Consider the following 16,014-nt stretch of genomic DNA (forward strand, 5'->3'; position numbering starts at 1 on the left):
GAATCTGTTATGGCAATGAAAAAACGAATTACGATTACGGATATAGCGAAAGCAGTAGGAACTTCTGTTACCACCGTATCCTTTATCTTAAATGGGAAGGCGAAGGAAAGAAGAATCAGTGACACGGTGAACAAACGGGTGTTGGAATATGTGAAAAGAGTAGGATATAAACCTAGTCAATTGGTGCGGAATGCGCCCGGCGGACAAACGAAAGTATTAGCCTTATTAGCCGACGACATAAATAATACGTTCGTTTCCGAGGTAGGGAGACATATCGAACGCATCGCTTCCGGATTGGGATATCATATGGTGTATTGTAATACTGGTAATGATACCCGGCAGATCAATCAGTTCGTTAGGCTTTGTATAGATAAGGAGATTGATGGTGTGTTCCTAATGCCGTCGGACGATTTGGAAGAAACGATTCTGAAAATAAAAAAGCAACGTATTCCTGTCGTCTTTTTTGACCGTTTTATCTCCACTTTGGATGTCCCTTATGTTATTTCTGATAATAGAAAGGGGGCTTATGAGGCAACCAAATATTTGTCGGAGATAGGGGGCAGACGTGTTGGGTTAGTTTCCTTATATTCCAATCAGACGCAAATGCGGGCGAGACTCGATGGCTATATGGATGCCATGGATGAACTTCAGCAGCAATCTTTCATTAGGAAATTAAATGTCGATGGCCCAGGGGATGAGGTGGGAGAGCAAATTGTTTCGTTTATTGTCGATAATAAATTGGATGCCATACTGTTTGCTAGCCATTATTTGGCGATTGATGGATTGAAGGCAATGAAGGGAAAAACGAACGTATTTCCGCAAATCGCAACATTTGACGATCATGTGCTATTTGAACTCCATACGCCTGCTATTTCCGTGGTTATACAAGACGGGAAGGCCGTGGCCACGGAACTGATGCAGATAATGATAACAGAAATTGATGGTAACCTGCGCGGAGAATATAAGGTTGTTGTTCCTTGTACATTGCTTGTACGCGAAGCCCCTACTTCTTAGCCGGTATGAACTTCATCGATAATGAATTTACACAATGCCGCGTATTTTTTGACGTAAATCTTTCCCCCTCGAATACATGCCCAAGGTGGGCATCGCATTTGGCACAAAGGATTTCTACGCGTCTTCCGTCTGCATCAGGCACACGTTTTACTGCTCCTGGAATTTCATCGTCAAAACTCGGCCAGCCACAATGTGATTCGAATTTGTCGTGTGAATGATATAAAGGCGCGTCGCACCTCTTACAGATATATGTACCCTCGTCCTTATTGTTAAGTAGTTGTCCCGTAAAAGGCCTTTCGGTGCCTTTGTGTACGATAATATATTCTTCCTCCGGTGTAAGTTCGTTGTGTTTTATGCTGTCGTTCATCGTGGTGTGAATTGATGTCTGTTCGTTGTCTGTTTTTTGCCTGGATAACGGGCCACAAATAAATAGTGTGGTAAATAAAAGCGATAAAAATATCCGGTAATCCATCATGTGGTCTAAGTTCGTGAAATTTATTGTTAATATTGTTTAATATATGTCAAGATGTATTTGTTTTATAAAGTTCCTGATCAGATCACGAATATGTCATTTTAAATGTCAATAAAAGCCTTTTTTACGCCGTGTAGAGCAATTATTTAGAATGGTTTTAAATTGATAATTTGCGTCATTAAATTGTCAGCGATTGCTTAAATAGTTATACTTTTGTGCATTGTTTGGAGGGGTTAAACCACTTAGACGAGTATTTTAAAAAGTTTTATATCACAAATAAATAGTATAAAGTGCTAAATATGAGAAATATCTCATCCGTTTTGGGAAGACTTGCAAAGTCGGTATCGGTTGGTCTGGTACTGTTTTTTGCCGTTACAATGGCGCATGCGCAGGATGTCAAAGAAGGGGAGACCCTTTTCAAATCGAAATGTACGACTTGTCATAGTGTGACAAGGAACATGGTAGGTCCTGCATTGGCGGGGATGTCGGAAAGACATTCGGAAGAATGGTTGATTTCCTGGATTCATAATTCGCAGGCAATGATCGCTTCTGGTGATGAAGCTGCGGTGCAGCTTTTTGCAGACTGGAATAATTTAGTGATGACTTCTTTCACGGATTTGTCTGACGATCAAATTAAGAGTATCATAGCTTATGTTGATGCGGAGGAAGCTAAAGCTGCTGCCGGTCCGGCTGAGGGCGAAGGTGGTGGAGCTGGTGCTGCAAAATCAAGCGATGCTAACACGCTGATGATTTTTGGTTTATTGGCTATTGTCGTTTTGGCAATTGTTGTTATTGTTGTCTTAAATCGTGTAATCCACACTTTAGAGAAAGTAATTGCTACTAATCAGGCAGCGATCGAGGCGGCACAAGCGAAGCATGAGAAGTATCAGGAAAGTCGTTTTGGTAAATTTGCCAAAGCTTTCGTGCGGAACAAGAAATTGGTTGGTTTTGTGGTGTTGATGTTAGTGGCGTTGCTCGGTGTTTGGGGATGGAATGTGATGTGGAATGTTGGTGTTCATACAGGATATCAGCCGGTGCAGCCTATTAAGTTTTCGCATCAGATTCACGCAGGTGTTAATCAAATTGAGTGTCAATATTGTCATGGAGGAGCGTATAAGTCGAAGAACGCGTCCATTCCTTCAGCTAATGTCTGTATGAATTGCCATAACACAGTAACAGCTGCGGATCATTACGATGGTGAGACTTCTCCTGAAATTGCGAAGATTTATAAAGCCTTGGATTATGATCCGGCTACACGTGAATATGGTGATAATCCAAAACCTATTGAATGGGTGAGGATTCATAATCTTCCTGACTTCGCTTATTTTAATCACTCGCAACACGTATCAGTAGCTGGTGTAGAGTGTCAAACATGTCACGGACCAATAGAAACAATGGAAGAGGTTTATCAGTATTCGCCATTAACCATGAAGTGGTGTGTTGATTGTCACAAAACCACGGAGGTAAATGCGGATAACGCATACTATGATCAGTTGATCGAGGCACACGAGAAATTGAAAAAAGGAGAGAAGATGACTGCTGCTATGATCGGTGGTTTGGAGTGTGGTAAGTGTCACTATTAATAATAATTTAGAAATACGCAATCTTATATACAGCTTAAATGGATAGCAATAAAAAATATTGGAAGGGTTTGGAAGAATTGCAACAAACACCTGCTTTCATAGAAAGTAATAAGGGTGAGTTTGCTGAACCTATTCCTGTTGAAGATGTATTAAATGAAGCAGGTCTAAGCACGAGGACACCCCGTCGTGACTTTTTGAAGGCTTTGGGATTCGGTTTAGGGGCTGTAACCTTGGCAGCGTGTAATCGTACACCTGTTCATAAGGCAGTGCCATATGTAATCAAACCAGAGGAAGTTACACCGGGTATTCCGAATTATTACGCTTCTTCTTTTAATGGTCAGAGTGTATTGGTAAGAACCCGCGAAGGACGTCCGATCTCTCTTGCTGCAAATCCAAATTCTATCGGATTAAATCAAGGTACGGATGCTACTACTGCCGCTGTCGTTTTGGATTTATACGATATGTCCAAATTGCAAAATCCGCAATTGGATGGTCAGGATGTAGATTGGTCTACATTGGATAAAACGGTTATCGATGCATTGAATAAAGCAGCGGGAACTGGAAAACAGATCGCGATTGTATCGAATACAGTGAATAGCCCGTCATCGTTGGCAGCTATTGCAGCGTTTAAGACAAAATATCCTACTGCGACGCATATACAGGTTGATGCCGTATCGTACAGTGGTATTCTTGAAGCTAACAGAGCAAGTTTTGGAAAAGCTGTTATACCTTCCTACCATTTAGCGAATGCAAATGTAGTGGTTTCCGTCGCTGCTGACTTTTTAGGTTCATGGTTAGCCGGCGAAGAACATACACAAGATTATATTCAAAATCGTGATTATAAATCGTTGAAAAACGGTAAAATGTCTCGTCACATTCAATTTGAATCTGGATTAAGCATGACCGGTTCGAATGCGGACGTACGTATCGCGATTAAACCTTCTGAAGAAGGTGCTGTCTTGATCTCTTTATACAATGCCATTACCGGGCAGTCTTTAGCTGGAGGTGTTGCTAATAAAAAGGCACAGACAGCAATTGTGTTGGCTGCAAAAGAATTGACCAATAACAGAGGAAATGCTGTTGTGGTTGCAGGTGCCAATGATGTGAATATTCAATTGCTGGCAAATGCTATCAACAGCGCGTTGGGAGCTTATGGTGCTATTATTGATTTAGATAATTACTCCAAACAATATGAAGGTTCTGATGCTGCATTTCAGCAGTTCTTGTCTGCGGCTACAGCGGGACAAGTCGGCGCGGCTCTTTTCTTGAATAGCAATCCTGTTTACGATTACTTTAAGGCGGAGGACGTAAGCAATGCGCTTGCAAAAATAGATTTTACGTTATCTTTTGCTGATCGTGCTGATGAAACAGCATCTATATTGAAAGCAGTTGCTCCAACTTCTTCTTTTTTAGAATCATGGGGAGATGCTTCAGCAAAAGAAGGGTACTATACCATAGTTCAGCCGACTATCAATCCGGTGTTCAATACACGTCAAGCAGAACAGAGCTTGTTGGTTTGGGCAGGCGATAATACCAATATCTACGATTTCGTAAGAAAAATTTGGGAAGAAAATATCCTTGCAGGTACGGGTAAATCATGGAATGATGTTCTACAGACAGGCTTTATTTATAAAGGTTCGTCGGTAGGATCTTCCTATACAGCTAATGTCGATGTGAATGCTATAGCAAATGCTATCGGCGCAACTTCTAAAGCGATTGTCGGCGATTTCGAATTGAAATTATACGAATCCACCGTGCTGCGTGATGGTCGTTATGCCAACAATGCTTTCTTACAAGAGTTACCGGACCCGGTTTCCAAAGTAACTTGGGATAACTATGCTGCGTTAAATCCACGCGATGCAGAAAACTTAGGTTTAGGCGAGCATGGTAAGGTTAGTGTGGAGGCGAATGGTTATACCGTGGAACTTCCCGTGGTGTTGCAACCGGGCCAAGCGCAAGGGACTGTCTCGATTGCCGTAGGGTACGGGCGGACGAAAGTAGGTAAGGCGGGTAATAATGTAGGACAGAATGCGTTTCCATTCGCGCGTTTGGTGAATGGTACTGTTCAGTTTGAAGCGAAAGCTACGGTTACTAAGGCAAGCGGTACTTATGAGTTAGCACAAACGCAAACACACCATACCATTGAGGGACGTAACATTATTCGCGAAACAACGTTTGCCAAATATTTGAAGGATCCAAACTCAGAGTCGGGTCGTTTTGCAGATTCACATAAAACATATGATCTGTGGAACAAATTTGAATCGCCGGGTCATAAGTGGGTTATGGCAATCGACTTGAATGCTTGTACAGGGTGCGGTTCTTGTATTGTGGCATGTAGCGTGGAAAATAACGTTCCTGTTGTCGGTAGGGATGAGGTACGTCGTCGTCGCGAAATGCATTGGTTGCGCATTGATCGCTACTATACCTTGGAGCAGGAAGATGGTACGAAATTAACGGAAGAAAAAGAAATAGCGAAAGCGACAGATTACGATTACGAGAACGTTACGGTTGTTCACCAGCCCATGTTATGTCAGCATTGTGACCATGCTCCTTGTGAAACAGTGTGTCCCGTTTTGGCGACAGTACACTCTTCGGAAGGACTAAACCACATGGCATATAACCGTTGTTTCGGTACACGTTATTGTGCAAACAACTGTCCGTACAAAGTACGTCGTTTCAACTGGTTTAACTATTGGAATGACGCTCGTTTCGATAATTACTTGAATAACGAATTTACACAATTGGTGTTAAACCCAGACGTAACAGCGCGTTCACGTGGTGTTATGGAAAAATGTTCGATGTGTATCCAACGTATTCAGGGGGGTAAATTACAGGCGAAGATGGAGAACCGTAAGCTGAAAGACGGCGATGTAAAAATGGCTTGTCAAGAAGCGTGTTCGGCAAATGCAATCATCTTTGGTGATGTTAATGACCCGGAATCAGAGGTTTCAAAAGCATTGCGTAACGAACGTGTATATTATGTGTTAGAGGAAATCAACGTTCAACCTAACATTGGTTATATGACGAAAGTTAGAAATACCTTTGAAGCTTAATTTTGTTCTAATCTGAAATAAAACAACTATGTCATCGCATAACGAATCAATATTAAGAGAACCATTAATAACCGGCAAGGATATCACTTATGCTAAAGTGACAGATGATATCTTGCTCCCGGTTGAAAATAAGCCAAACAAAGCTTGGTGGATCGGCTTTATCATAGCCGCTCTAGGAGCTATGTTGTGGGTAGTGAGTGTCGGATATACCTTTTGGACGGGAATCGGCGCTTGGGGTCTGAATAAAACGGTAGGTTGGGCATGGGATATCACCGACTTTGTATGGTGGGTAGGTATCGGTCACGCCGGAACGTTGATTTCAGCCGTATTGTTACTTTTCCGTCAGAATTGGCGTAACTCCATTAACCGTTCAGCAGAAGCGATGACAATCTTCGCCGTTATCTGTGCGGCTACGTATGTTGTTGCGCACATGGGGCGTCCCTGGTTAGCCTATTGGATTTTCCCATTGCCGAATCAATTTGGATCGTTGTGGGTAAACTTCAACTCTCCGCTGGTATGGGATGCGTTTGCCATCTCTACTTATTTCACGGTGTCATTGGTGTTTTGGTATTGTGGTCTTTTGCCGGATATTGCAACTGTTCGTGACCGTGCAACGGGACTTAAACGGAAGATTTATAAAGTTTTATCCTTTGGATGGAATGGTTCGGTTAAAACGTGGCAACGTTTTGAAATCGTTTCTTTGATTCTTGCTGGTATTTCTACGCCACTCGTACTTTCCGTACACACCATTGTATCTATGGACTTTGCTACTTCCGTGATTCCGGGATGGCATACAACGATCTTCCCTCCGTATTTCGTTGCGGGGGCAATCTTCTCGGGGTTTGCAATGGTACAGACGCTATTGTTAATCCTGCGCAAGGTAATGAATTTCGAAAATTACATTACCATGTTCCACATCGAATCGATGAACAAGATTATCATGGTGACGGGTTCTATCGTCGGAATCGCTTACTTAACCGAGTTGTTTATCGCATGGTATTCAGGTTCAGAATATGAGATGTATGCTTTTGCAAACCGTATTGCTGGTCCTTATGCTTGGGCTTATTGGGCAATGATGACCTGCAACGTTATTTCACCTCAGTTGTTTTGGTTTAAGAAAATTCGTACAAGTATTCCTATCTCTTGGGTATTGTCTATCGTGGTCAATATCGGGATGTGGTTTGAACGTTTTGTGATTATCGTAACCTCTTTGCACCGGGATTACCTACCATCTTCATGGGCAATGTTCTATCCTACATGGGTGGACGTGGGTATATTCATAGGTTCCATCGGTTTGTTCTTCACGCTGTTCTTGTTGTTCCTGCGTTTCTTACCAAGCATTGCGATTGCAGAAGTTAAGCTGTTGTTAAAATCTGCAAGTTTGCAACAGAAGACGAAATTGGCGCAAGAGGGTGCATTCCCAGATGAACAGGTGAAATACTTCGAGAATTCACTAGAGAAATACGATTCTGTTTCGGAAGAAGATATTAAGGCATTAGACGTTAGAAAATAATAAGCAATGAGCAATACAAAATATATATTAGGTAGTTTTGCCGATCCCGATGAAATGATGCACGGTATCGACAAGTTGCAGGCAAACAATATCGGCATATATGATTGTTTTACGCCGATGCCTATTCATGGAATTGAGGATAAATTAGGTGTTAAGCCATCTCGTTTACCCATAGCAGCGTTTTGTTTTGGCGCGTTGGGTACTTGTTTGGGTTTTAGCTTATTGTATTACACCATGGCTTATGATTGGCCGATGAATATCGGTGGTAAACCCTCTCTACCTTTACCTAACTTTGTACCGGTTACATTCGAAGTTACCATTTTGCTTTGTGCTTTAGGCATGGTGGCAACATTCTTTTTCCGTAATCATTTATTCCCTGGACGTGCACCTCGCGTAATGGACTTGAGAGCCTCCGATGATCGTTTCGTTATTGCTATAGATGCCCGTGAAAATACAGACCATACGCTAATTGAATCTTTGTTAAAAGATGCCGGCGCGGTTGAAGTTAAATACAATGAAAGAAAATATGTTAGCTATGAATAAGAAGAATTTTCTTGGAACTGTATGCGCCGCATTTGTTTTGACGGCGGTAGTTTCCAGCTGTGGTGATGGAAAGACACGCAGCACAGGATGGGAATTCTCCAGAAATATGTATGATCCGATCGCTTATAACCCGGATCAACCCAATAACAATTTTGAAAATAAAATAACAGCGCAACTTCCACCGGAAAATACAACGCCGATTGGTTTTGAGCGGTTTGAGTTTGATAATTCGATAGAAGAGTACGAACGTGCAGGTCTGGAATTGACCAACCCGTTGGCAGTTACAAACGAAAATTTGGCAAAAGGGGGTGCTTTATATCATACGTATTGTGCAGTATGTCATGGTAAAGATGGTAAAGGTGATGGACCTATTACAAAGGATCGTTCCGTATCAGATTCGCGTGGCACACGAGCGTTAGAAAATTTTCCACCACCGCCGTCTTATCAGAAATCGGATGGTGCAAATTCGTCACGTGGTGGCGCTATGAGTGCGCTTTCGGAAGGTAAAATATATCATACGATATACTACGGTCATAACTCAATGGGATCACATGCATCTCAATTATCACCAGAAGAGCGTTGGCAGGTTGTCATGTATGTACAGGAATTACAAAAAAAATAATCTAACATCAATATAGTAAATGGGAACTCACAATCATCATCACGATTATAATTTCGGCGAAAAATTTCAGTTCGCAGGTATCGCTAAGATACTCAGCTTGATTGGAATTGCTGTAGGGGTGGTAGCTATTGCTTTCGGCCTTCTATCAAGTGACCATATTATGGTTGAACGTACATACGCTAACCTATTATTGATGGGTTATTATTTCACTTGTGTATGTGCTGCGGGCGCATTTTTCTTAGCATTGCAATTTGTTACACAGTCGGGTTGGTCTGCTGGTTTAATACGTATTCCGCAGGCTATGGCAAGTGTATTACCAATAGCGGCAGTCATATTGTTTGCTATTGTTGGTCTGGGATTGTTTACACATAATTTATACCATCATTGGCATGCTGACGGGTTGACGGATCCCGATAGCCCGCATTACGATGCGTTGGTGGCAGGTAAATCTGCTTTTTTAAATGTCCCTGGATTCTTGATTCGCCAGATTCTATTCATGGGATCATATAGTATATTTGCTTTTATTTTAGCGAAACTGTCTTATCAGGAAGATTTAGACGGAGGATTGAACTCTTATAAGAAGAGTTTTAAATTATCGGCTATTTTCTTAGTAATTTTTGGCTTTACAACACCGATATGGTCGTTTGACACGGTTATGTCACTCGAAGCACATTGGTTTTCTACGATGTTTGGATGGTATAATTTTGCTGCTATGTGGGTTAGTGGATTGGCTGCTATTATTATCATTCTGATATTGGTGAAGAAAGCTGGATATTTATCGTGGGTAAACGAGAATCATTTACATGATCTGGGTAAATTGCTGTTCGGTTTCTCTATCTTTTGGACTTATGTGTGGTTTGCACAATTTATATTGATTTGGTACTCTAATATCCCGGAAGAAACGGTATACTTCTATAAAAGATGGGAACCAGAATATAAGCCTTGGTTTTGGGTGAATATTATAATCAACTTTGTTGCGCCGCTATTGCTTTTGGTAGATAGAAGTCGGATACGGAGTTCAAATGCTCTTCTGTTCACCTCTATTTTATTATTGTGTGGACACTGGTTAGATTATTATATTATGATTATGCCGGGTACTGTAGAAAACCATCGTGGATTTGGATTTATCGAGATTGGAACAGCGTTAGGTTTTGTAGGGTTATTCACATTCCTCGTGATGAGTAAGTTGAGCAAACATGCATTGGCTCCCAAAAACCATCCGTTTTTGGAAGAGAGTTTACATCATCAAATATAGTTTTCTAATCATTGCATAATAATACGTTTAAACGTTTTAATAAGAAATGAAATTCAAAATTAATAACAGATTCAGAGCCGTGTTGGGATGCTTACTAGCCGTAGGGTTACTATTCTCTACACCGAGTTTAGCTTTTCAACAGGATTCATTAGCTCAGGAAACCGAGGTCTCAGCCGTTGCAGATACGGTTGAGGAGGGAGATGTTGATACTGCTGCAACAGAATTGGCAGCAACGGATACGGCGTCCGCAGCAGCGGGAGAAGCCGTTGCCGCAACGACAACGACAACATCGTCAGCATCATCCGCAGCTACTGCTGCAGACGAGGAGTCGCAAATAGATCCACAAGTTTATAAAAACTTAACGTACTACATATTATTATTTTTAATTCTATGTACGATTGTGGCGATCGTTTGTAAGGTGTTATCGATTTACGATTTGACCCGTAAAATGAATGGAAGATACAATCCATTCGCCAACAACACTTTTCAATCTGTCTTATTTCTTATCTTTTTGGTAGGATTTTTAGCGATGCTTTACTATGGCTACGCTGTTTGGGGTAGCTGGGCGTGGAGGGAAGCTGCAACCGAACATGGGCAGCGCATTGATACGATGTTTATCGTAACGACGGTTATCATTACCATAGTATTGGTGGTAATCCACTTGTTGTTACTTTCCTTTCCGTTTATTTATAGAATGCGTTCTGCCGAATCACGTGCTTATTATTATCCGCATAATGATACGATAGAGAAAATATGGACAATTGTTCCAGCGGTGGTATTGACAATATTGGTTCTTTTTGGGTTCTTTACGTGGAGATCAATCACGAATGTGCCGGAAGAACTGCAGAAGTCTGCCATTCAGATTGAAGTTCTGGGCGAGCAGTTCCAATGGCAAGTTCGTTACCCAGGTAACGACGGTACTTTCGGAAAACGGAACTATAAATTGACGACTCCGATGAATTCTTATGGTATTGATTTCGCCGATAAGCACGCTTGGGATGATATTCAGGGGTCGGATATTGTTATTCCTGTCAATAAATCAGTGCGTTTCCATATTATATCAAAAGATATTATTCATTCGTTCTATATCCCTGATTTCCGAGTACAAATCAACGCAGTACCGGGGATGACCAACTATTTCCAGTTTACACCAACGATTACAACAGAGGAGATGCGGGAGAAAATGGATGATCCGAAATATAATTTCGTTATGTTATGTAACAAAATATGTGGTTCGGGACATTACAATATGCAAAAGAATGTGGTTGTGGTGACAGAAGAAGAGTACAAAACATGGTTGAGTACACAGGGGAAATATTTTACTGAAGATTTGCAGAAAGAGTTTGCTTCAGCAGATTCCGGTGATGCGAAAGAACTCACCACAGCTTCATTAAATTAATTGAAATAAGATAACTATTAAACGAATATGTCAAGTACAGTTATATCGCACGGCGCAGCGCATCATGACGCACATGATCATCATCAAGAAACTTTTCTGACGAAGTATGTCTTCAGTCAGGATCACAAGATGATTGCGAAGCAATTTTTGATCACAGGTATTGTGATGGCGGTCTTCGCTATGGTGCTTTCTATCTTGTTCCGTATCCAATTAGCTTGGCCGGATACAGATTTTCCAATTTTAGAGGTCTTCTTAGGCAAATGGGCAGAAGGTGGACGTATTAAACCTGATTTTTTCTTAGCTCTCGTCACTATTCACGGTACGATGATGGTTTTCTTCGTATTGACAGCAGGTTTGTCAGGTACTTTTAGTAACCTATTGATTCCGTATCAATTGGGTGCACGCGATATGGCGTCGCCTTTTATGAATATGTTGTCGTATTGGTTCTTCTTAACAGCTTGTGTTATCATGGTAAGCTCTTTCTTTGTAGAGAGTGGGCCAGCATCTGCTGGGTGGACAATTTACCCTCCGCTTTCGTCGGTGCCGACATCTATTGCGGGATCCGGACTGGGGATGACGTTGTGGCTGATAAGTATGGGATTGTTCATTATTTCGCAGGTACTGGGCGGGGTGAATTATATCAGTACAATCTTGAACATGCGTACCAAAGGAATGGATTTGTGGAAGATGCCGTTAACTATCTGGTCTTTTTTCTTGACAGCAATTGTAGGTCTATTATCTTTCCCTGTATTGGTTTCGGCCGTTGTTCTATTGTTCTTTGACCGTTCGGTAGGAACGTCGTTTTACTTGTCTGATTTAGTTGTCCAAGGTCAAATTTTGCCTAACGAAGGTGGTTCACCTATCTTGTTTCAGCACTTGTTTTGGTTCTTAGGACATCCCGAAGTATATATTGTGGTGATGCCTGCGATGGGTCTCACTTCGGAAATAATCTCCACGAATTCTCGGAAGCCAATTTTCGGCTACCATGCGATGGTTTATTCATTGGTAGGTATTACCGTATTGTCTTTTATCGTTTGGGGACACCATATGTTTGTAACAGGGATGAACCCGTTCTTAGGTGGGGTGTTCATGATAACGACACTGATTATTGCGGTGCCATCTGCGGTAAAGGCCTTTAACTATACAGCTACACTTTGGAGAGGTAATATCCGTTTTACACCGGCGATGATGTTTGCGATCGGAATGGTGTCGTTTTTTGTCTCGGGAGGTGTTACCGGTTTATATGTAGGTAACGCGGCACTGGATATTAACTTGCACGATACTTATTTTGTGGTTGCGCATTTCCATTTGGTGATGGGATCAGCTTCGATTTTTGGGATGTTGGCCGGGGTTTATCATTGGTACCCGAAGATGTTCGGACGTATGATGGACACTAAACTAGGGTATTTGCACTTTTGGATTACGTTCGTTTGTGCATACTTAGTATTCTTCCCAATGCACTTTATGGGAATTGATGGTGTGCCACGTCGTTATTATACTTTTACTGCATTCCCTTTCATGGATAAGTGGTTCTCGGTAAACTTATTAATTACGTGGGCGGCGATTATTGCGGCATTAGCACAGGTTGCATTTTTATGGAACTTTTTCGCCTCCATTTGGAGAGGTAGAAAAGCAACTCAAAATCCTTGGGCAGCCAATACATTGGAGTGGACGACACCGGTAGAACATATTCACGGAAACTGGCCGGGTGAAATCCCTACTGTTTATCGTTGGCCGTATGATTACAGCAAACCTGGACACCATACAGACTTTATTCCACAACATGTTCCGTTTTCGGAGACGATGAGCTCGAATTTACCACATGATTTTGAAGGTAACGAAGAAGCTATACGTATACAAAATGAATGGAACAAAGAAAATAAAAGAGAGGTAATAGAAGGTTAAGTCTAATAAATAAAGAAGCAGCGGAGAGCAGATTAGCATTATGTACCCTGATACGGAAAAGCGGTTCATTAAAGCAAATAGGATTACGATATTTGTTTTATTCCTAGTCATTCTGGCTGGAGGAGTCGTGCGAAGTACAGGGTCTGGGATGGGTTGTCCGGATTGGCCGAAATGTTTTAATCGTATAATTCCGCCTACAAATGTGTCGCAATTGCCTGCGGGCTATGAGCAACATTATATTGACGGACGGGTTAAAAAAAACCAACGGTTTGCTAAGATGGTAGCTTTTTTTGGATACCCCGAAATGGCTGATAAAATACGTCATGACGAGTCGATCTTAAAGCATGAGGAATTTAACGCAGCAAAGACGTGGACAGAATATATAAATCGTTTAGTTGGTGTTACAGTCGGTTTCTGTCTTTTGTTTTCCGCGATATTTTCTTTTACCTATAGGAAAAGTAAGCCATCGATTTTATGGTGGAGTGTTCTGAATCTTATTGTTGTCGTTATTCAGGCATGGTTAGGATCTATTGTGGTCTCTACGAATCTAATGCCTTGGATTATTACAGTACACATGTTGTTGGCTTTGATTATTGTTGCCATTAGCATCTATACGTTCTATTTGGCGACTACCATGCGGAATAAGAGCATTCTTATTAATAATCGTTTTGATCTCCTGAAAGGAATAGCGGTGTTTCTGTTGTTGCTGACTGTTGTACAGGTGGTCTACGGAACGGAGGTCAGGGAAGCGATTGATCATTTAAATTACGAAGGTGTTTCTCGTCAAGACTGGATATCCAGTATAGGAGCATCTTATGACATACACCGAATGTTGGCTTATATATCATTAGGAGCAACTGTTCTGTTGTTTTTTTTGGTCAAAAATAAGTTTAGTTCATTGACATTACAAAGTAGATACGCTTGGATTATACTGATCTTGGTTGGTGTTCAGATGGTGTCCGGAATTATTCTAGCTCGTTTTAATGTGCCAGCGGTTGCCCAGACTACACATCTGGTTTTCGCTAGCTTGTTTTTTGGTGCGCAGTATTATCTAATGCTATTAATGACAAAATTAAAACGATAGTATGAACAAAGTTATAGACATTTGTGGTTCTAATGCAGTTGTTCATTTTTAGAAGAGGGTATAGTTTTCATGAAGCAGTTTATCTCTGATTTTGGTAAATTAGTTAAGCTTAGGCTGAATTTGACCGTTGTTTTTTCCGCGTCTATTTCATTTTTGATTGGAGCGCAACAACAGGGGGATGTTATTTGGATAAACTGGTTGATTCTGACTATCGGTGGGTTTATGATAACCGGATCGGCAAATGGTTTTAATGAAATCATCGAGCGTAATTTGGATAAATTAATGGTGCGAACCCAAGACAGACCATTGCCTGCAGGTCGGATGACTACGGGGCAGGCGTTGGTATTGAGCTTGTTTATGGGATTGTTTGGCACACTATTGCTCCTGCAGTTGAATTTTCTTGCTGGATTGCTATCGGTGTTTGCGATTTTTCTATATGCATTTGTATATACGCCATTGAAACAAAAATCACCTATAGCGGTTTTTGTTGGTGCATTTCCAGGGGCGCTGCCTCCATTGATTGGTTATTATGCTGCTTTTGAGTCGGCTGGATTTGGTTTTGAATATGCAGCGGTTAGTGAGGCCGCGATTGTCATAACACCCTGGGTTTTGTTCTTAGTTCAATTCTTTTGGCAGTTTCCCCATTTTTGGGCTATTGCTTGGGTGGCTGATGAGGATTATAAGCATGCCGGATTTAGGTTATTGCCAACTACGCGGAAAGACGCTGTTTCTGCTTGGATGATTTTTATCTCGGCTGCGTTGATGATTCCGGTAGGCTTACTGCCGATGTATTACGGTTTCGGTGGTTGGGTATTTACTATAGTGTCCGTGTTGGGCGGTCTGTTGTTTGCTTATTATGGAATGAAACACGTACAGGAGAGAACAGATGCCACGGCAAAAAAAGTGATGTTTACTTCTTTTTTTTATTTGCCTTTGACACAATTAGTTTTGTTATTTGATTTTATTCCTTTGAAATAGATGGAACGTACGGAAGATTATACAATGGAGGAAGTGCTTCAATCGAGGAAGGCCAAAAAATTCAATCTTTGGCTGGGTATGATTGGTATGTTTATGATGTTTGCTGCATTATCGAGTGGCTTCATTGTATACACGGCTAGTGGAGTCGATAAGGGAATTAAAACGATATTGCCGAATACATTTATTTACAGTACGATTGTGATCGTTGTAAGTAGTTTGATTTTACATTTAGGTTATCGCGCAACAAAGTTAGAACAACTGGGCAAGCAGAAGCTGTTTTTATTGTTGACGATTGTTTTGGGAGTGGTATTCTTCGTATTGCAGCTAGACGCATGGTCTGTGTTAACGGAGCGCGGTGTCTATTTTGTAAATAATAACGCTTCGCAATCCTTTATATATGTATTTACGGGAATGCATTTAGCACATATTATCGCGGGTTTGATCGTATTGGTAAGATGTTTATGGGGGGCTTTAAAGCCGATACCCTTTCCGGACAACCTATTCCGCATGAATTTAGCCGCTATTTTTTGGCATTTTCTCGATCTTTTATGGATTTATATTTATGTTTTCTTACTTTTGAATCAATAATAGTA

General features: G+C 41.3%; 13 protein-coding genes. 12 read left to right on the forward strand and 1 reads right to left on the reverse strand.

Translation table 11 applies throughout. The features are described 5' to 3' along the window. Positions 1 to 15: 15 nt before the first annotated feature. Positions 16 to 1,014 carry a LacI family DNA-binding transcriptional regulator gene (locus H8B17_RS04450; RefSeq protein WP_190307930.1) on the forward strand — a complete coding sequence of 333 codons (999 nt, stop codon included), beginning with the start codon at positions 16 to 18 and terminating at the stop codon, positions 1,012 to 1,014. On the opposite strand, the gene H8B17_RS04455 is transcribed toward H8B17_RS04450, so the two are convergent. Then, the gene (locus H8B17_RS04455) at positions 1,004 to 1,381 is read right to left on the reverse strand and encodes a methionine-R-sulfoxide reductase (protein WP_317170985.1); all 378 of its coding nucleotides are present in this window, start codon (positions 1,379 to 1,381) and stop codon (positions 1,004 to 1,006) included. The two genes, H8B17_RS04450 and H8B17_RS04455, sit on opposite strands and share 11 nt — an antisense overlap. 404 nt (positions 1,382 to 1,785) lie before the next feature. Here H8B17_RS04455 and H8B17_RS04460 point away from each other — a divergent pair, with 404 nt between their 5' ends. The 11 genes from H8B17_RS04460 to H8B17_RS04510 all read left to right on the forward strand — a co-directional run bounded on the left by H8B17_RS04460 (position 1,786) and on the right by H8B17_RS04510 (position 16,009). Further along, positions 1,786 to 3,069 (forward strand): cytochrome c3 family protein, encoded by a 1,284-nt coding sequence (locus H8B17_RS04460; RefSeq protein WP_190307931.1) that lies wholly within the window; start codon positions 1,786 to 1,788, stop codon positions 3,067 to 3,069. Positions 3,070 to 3,107: 38 nt separating this feature from the next. Then, on the forward strand, positions 3,108 to 6,122 hold the full coding sequence (locus H8B17_RS04465; RefSeq protein ID WP_190307932.1) for a TAT-variant-translocated molybdopterin oxidoreductase: 3,015 nt from the start codon (positions 3,108 to 3,110) through the stop codon (positions 6,120 to 6,122). Positions 6,123 to 6,150: 28 nt separating this feature from the next. Beyond that, the gene (gene nrfD / locus H8B17_RS04470) at positions 6,151 to 7,635 is read left to right on the forward strand and encodes an NrfD/PsrC family molybdoenzyme membrane anchor subunit (protein WP_190307933.1); all 1,485 of its coding nucleotides are present in this window, start codon (positions 6,151 to 6,153) and stop codon (positions 7,633 to 7,635) included. A 6-nt stretch (positions 7,636 to 7,641) separates the two neighbouring features. Next, the gene (locus H8B17_RS04475) at positions 7,642 to 8,178 is read left to right on the forward strand and encodes a DUF3341 domain-containing protein (protein WP_190307934.1); all 537 of its coding nucleotides are present in this window, start codon (positions 7,642 to 7,644) and stop codon (positions 8,176 to 8,178) included. After that, entirely contained in the window at positions 8,171 to 8,800 is a 630-nt protein-coding gene (locus tag H8B17_RS04480) for a c-type cytochrome (RefSeq protein ID WP_317170986.1), read from the forward strand. The genes H8B17_RS04475 and H8B17_RS04480 overlap by 8 nt, the downstream gene beginning before the upstream one ends. Before the next feature lie 19 nt (positions 8,801 to 8,819). Beyond that, positions 8,820 to 10,055, forward strand: a complete 1,236-nt coding sequence (locus tag H8B17_RS04485; protein WP_190307936.1) for a quinol:cytochrome C oxidoreductase — start codon at positions 8,820 to 8,822, stop codon at positions 10,053 to 10,055. 46 nt (positions 10,056 to 10,101) lie between these two features. Then, positions 10,102 to 11,454, forward strand: coding sequence for a cytochrome c oxidase subunit II (locus H8B17_RS04490; protein ID WP_223816362.1), 1,353 nt, complete (start codon positions 10,102 to 10,104; stop codon positions 11,452 to 11,454). Positions 11,455 to 11,481: 27 nt separating this feature from the next. After that, positions 11,482 to 13,359 carry a cytochrome c oxidase subunit I gene (locus H8B17_RS04495; protein WP_190307937.1) on the forward strand — a complete coding sequence of 626 codons (1,878 nt, stop codon included), beginning with the start codon at positions 11,482 to 11,484 and terminating at the stop codon, positions 13,357 to 13,359. A gap of 40 nt (positions 13,360 to 13,399) precedes the next feature. Next, positions 13,400 to 14,443, forward strand: coding sequence for a COX15/CtaA family protein (locus H8B17_RS04500; RefSeq protein ID WP_190307938.1), 1,044 nt, complete (start codon positions 13,400 to 13,402; stop codon positions 14,441 to 14,443). Between the two features lie 69 nt (positions 14,444 to 14,512). Then, the gene (gene cyoE, locus H8B17_RS04505) at positions 14,513 to 15,421 is read left to right on the forward strand and encodes a heme o synthase (RefSeq protein WP_190307939.1); all 909 of its coding nucleotides are present in this window, start codon (positions 14,513 to 14,515) and stop codon (positions 15,419 to 15,421) included. Continuing rightward, positions 15,422 to 16,009 carry a cytochrome c oxidase subunit 3 gene (locus H8B17_RS04510; protein ID WP_190307940.1) on the forward strand — a complete coding sequence of 196 codons (588 nt, stop codon included), beginning with the start codon at positions 15,422 to 15,424 and terminating at the stop codon, positions 16,007 to 16,009. Positions 16,010 to 16,014: the final 5 nt, after the last annotated feature.

Source organism: Sphingobacterium arenae (genome assembly GCF_014692505.1).
Classification (GTDB): domain Bacteria; phylum Bacteroidota; class Bacteroidia; order Sphingobacteriales; family Sphingobacteriaceae; genus Sphingobacterium; species Sphingobacterium arenae.

Bases quoted from the DNA above. Each gene is read 5' to 3' on its own strand.
- H8B17_RS04450 (WP_190307930.1), top strand. From the start codon at position 16: ATGAAAAAACGAATTACGATTACGGATATAGCGAAAGCAGTAGGAACT.
- H8B17_RS04455 (WP_317170985.1), bottom strand. From the start codon at position 1,381: ATGAACGACAGCATAAAACACAACGAACTTACACCGGAGGAAGAATAT.
- H8B17_RS04460 (WP_190307931.1), top strand. From the start codon at position 1,786: ATGAGAAATATCTCATCCGTTTTGGGAAGACTTGCAAAGTCGGTATCG.
- H8B17_RS04465 (WP_190307932.1), top strand. From the start codon at position 3,108: ATGGATAGCAATAAAAAATATTGGAAGGGTTTGGAAGAATTGCAACAA.
- nrfD (WP_190307933.1), top strand. From the start codon at position 6,151: ATGTCATCGCATAACGAATCAATATTAAGAGAACCATTAATAACCGGC.
- H8B17_RS04475 (WP_190307934.1), top strand. From the start codon at position 7,642: ATGAGCAATACAAAATATATATTAGGTAGTTTTGCCGATCCCGATGAA.
- H8B17_RS04480 (WP_317170986.1), top strand. From the start codon at position 8,171: ATGAATAAGAAGAATTTTCTTGGAACTGTATGCGCCGCATTTGTTTTG.
- H8B17_RS04485 (WP_190307936.1), top strand. From the start codon at position 8,820: ATGGGAACTCACAATCATCATCACGATTATAATTTCGGCGAAAAATTT.
- H8B17_RS04490 (WP_223816362.1), top strand. From the start codon at position 10,102: ATGAAATTCAAAATTAATAACAGATTCAGAGCCGTGTTGGGATGCTTA.
- H8B17_RS04495 (WP_190307937.1), top strand. From the start codon at position 11,482: ATGTCAAGTACAGTTATATCGCACGGCGCAGCGCATCATGACGCACAT.
- H8B17_RS04500 (WP_190307938.1), top strand. From the start codon at position 13,400: ATGTACCCTGATACGGAAAAGCGGTTCATTAAAGCAAATAGGATTACG.
- cyoE (WP_190307939.1), top strand. From the start codon at position 14,513: ATGAAGCAGTTTATCTCTGATTTTGGTAAATTAGTTAAGCTTAGGCTG.
- H8B17_RS04510 (WP_190307940.1), top strand. From the start codon at position 15,422: ATGGAACGTACGGAAGATTATACAATGGAGGAAGTGCTTCAATCGAGG.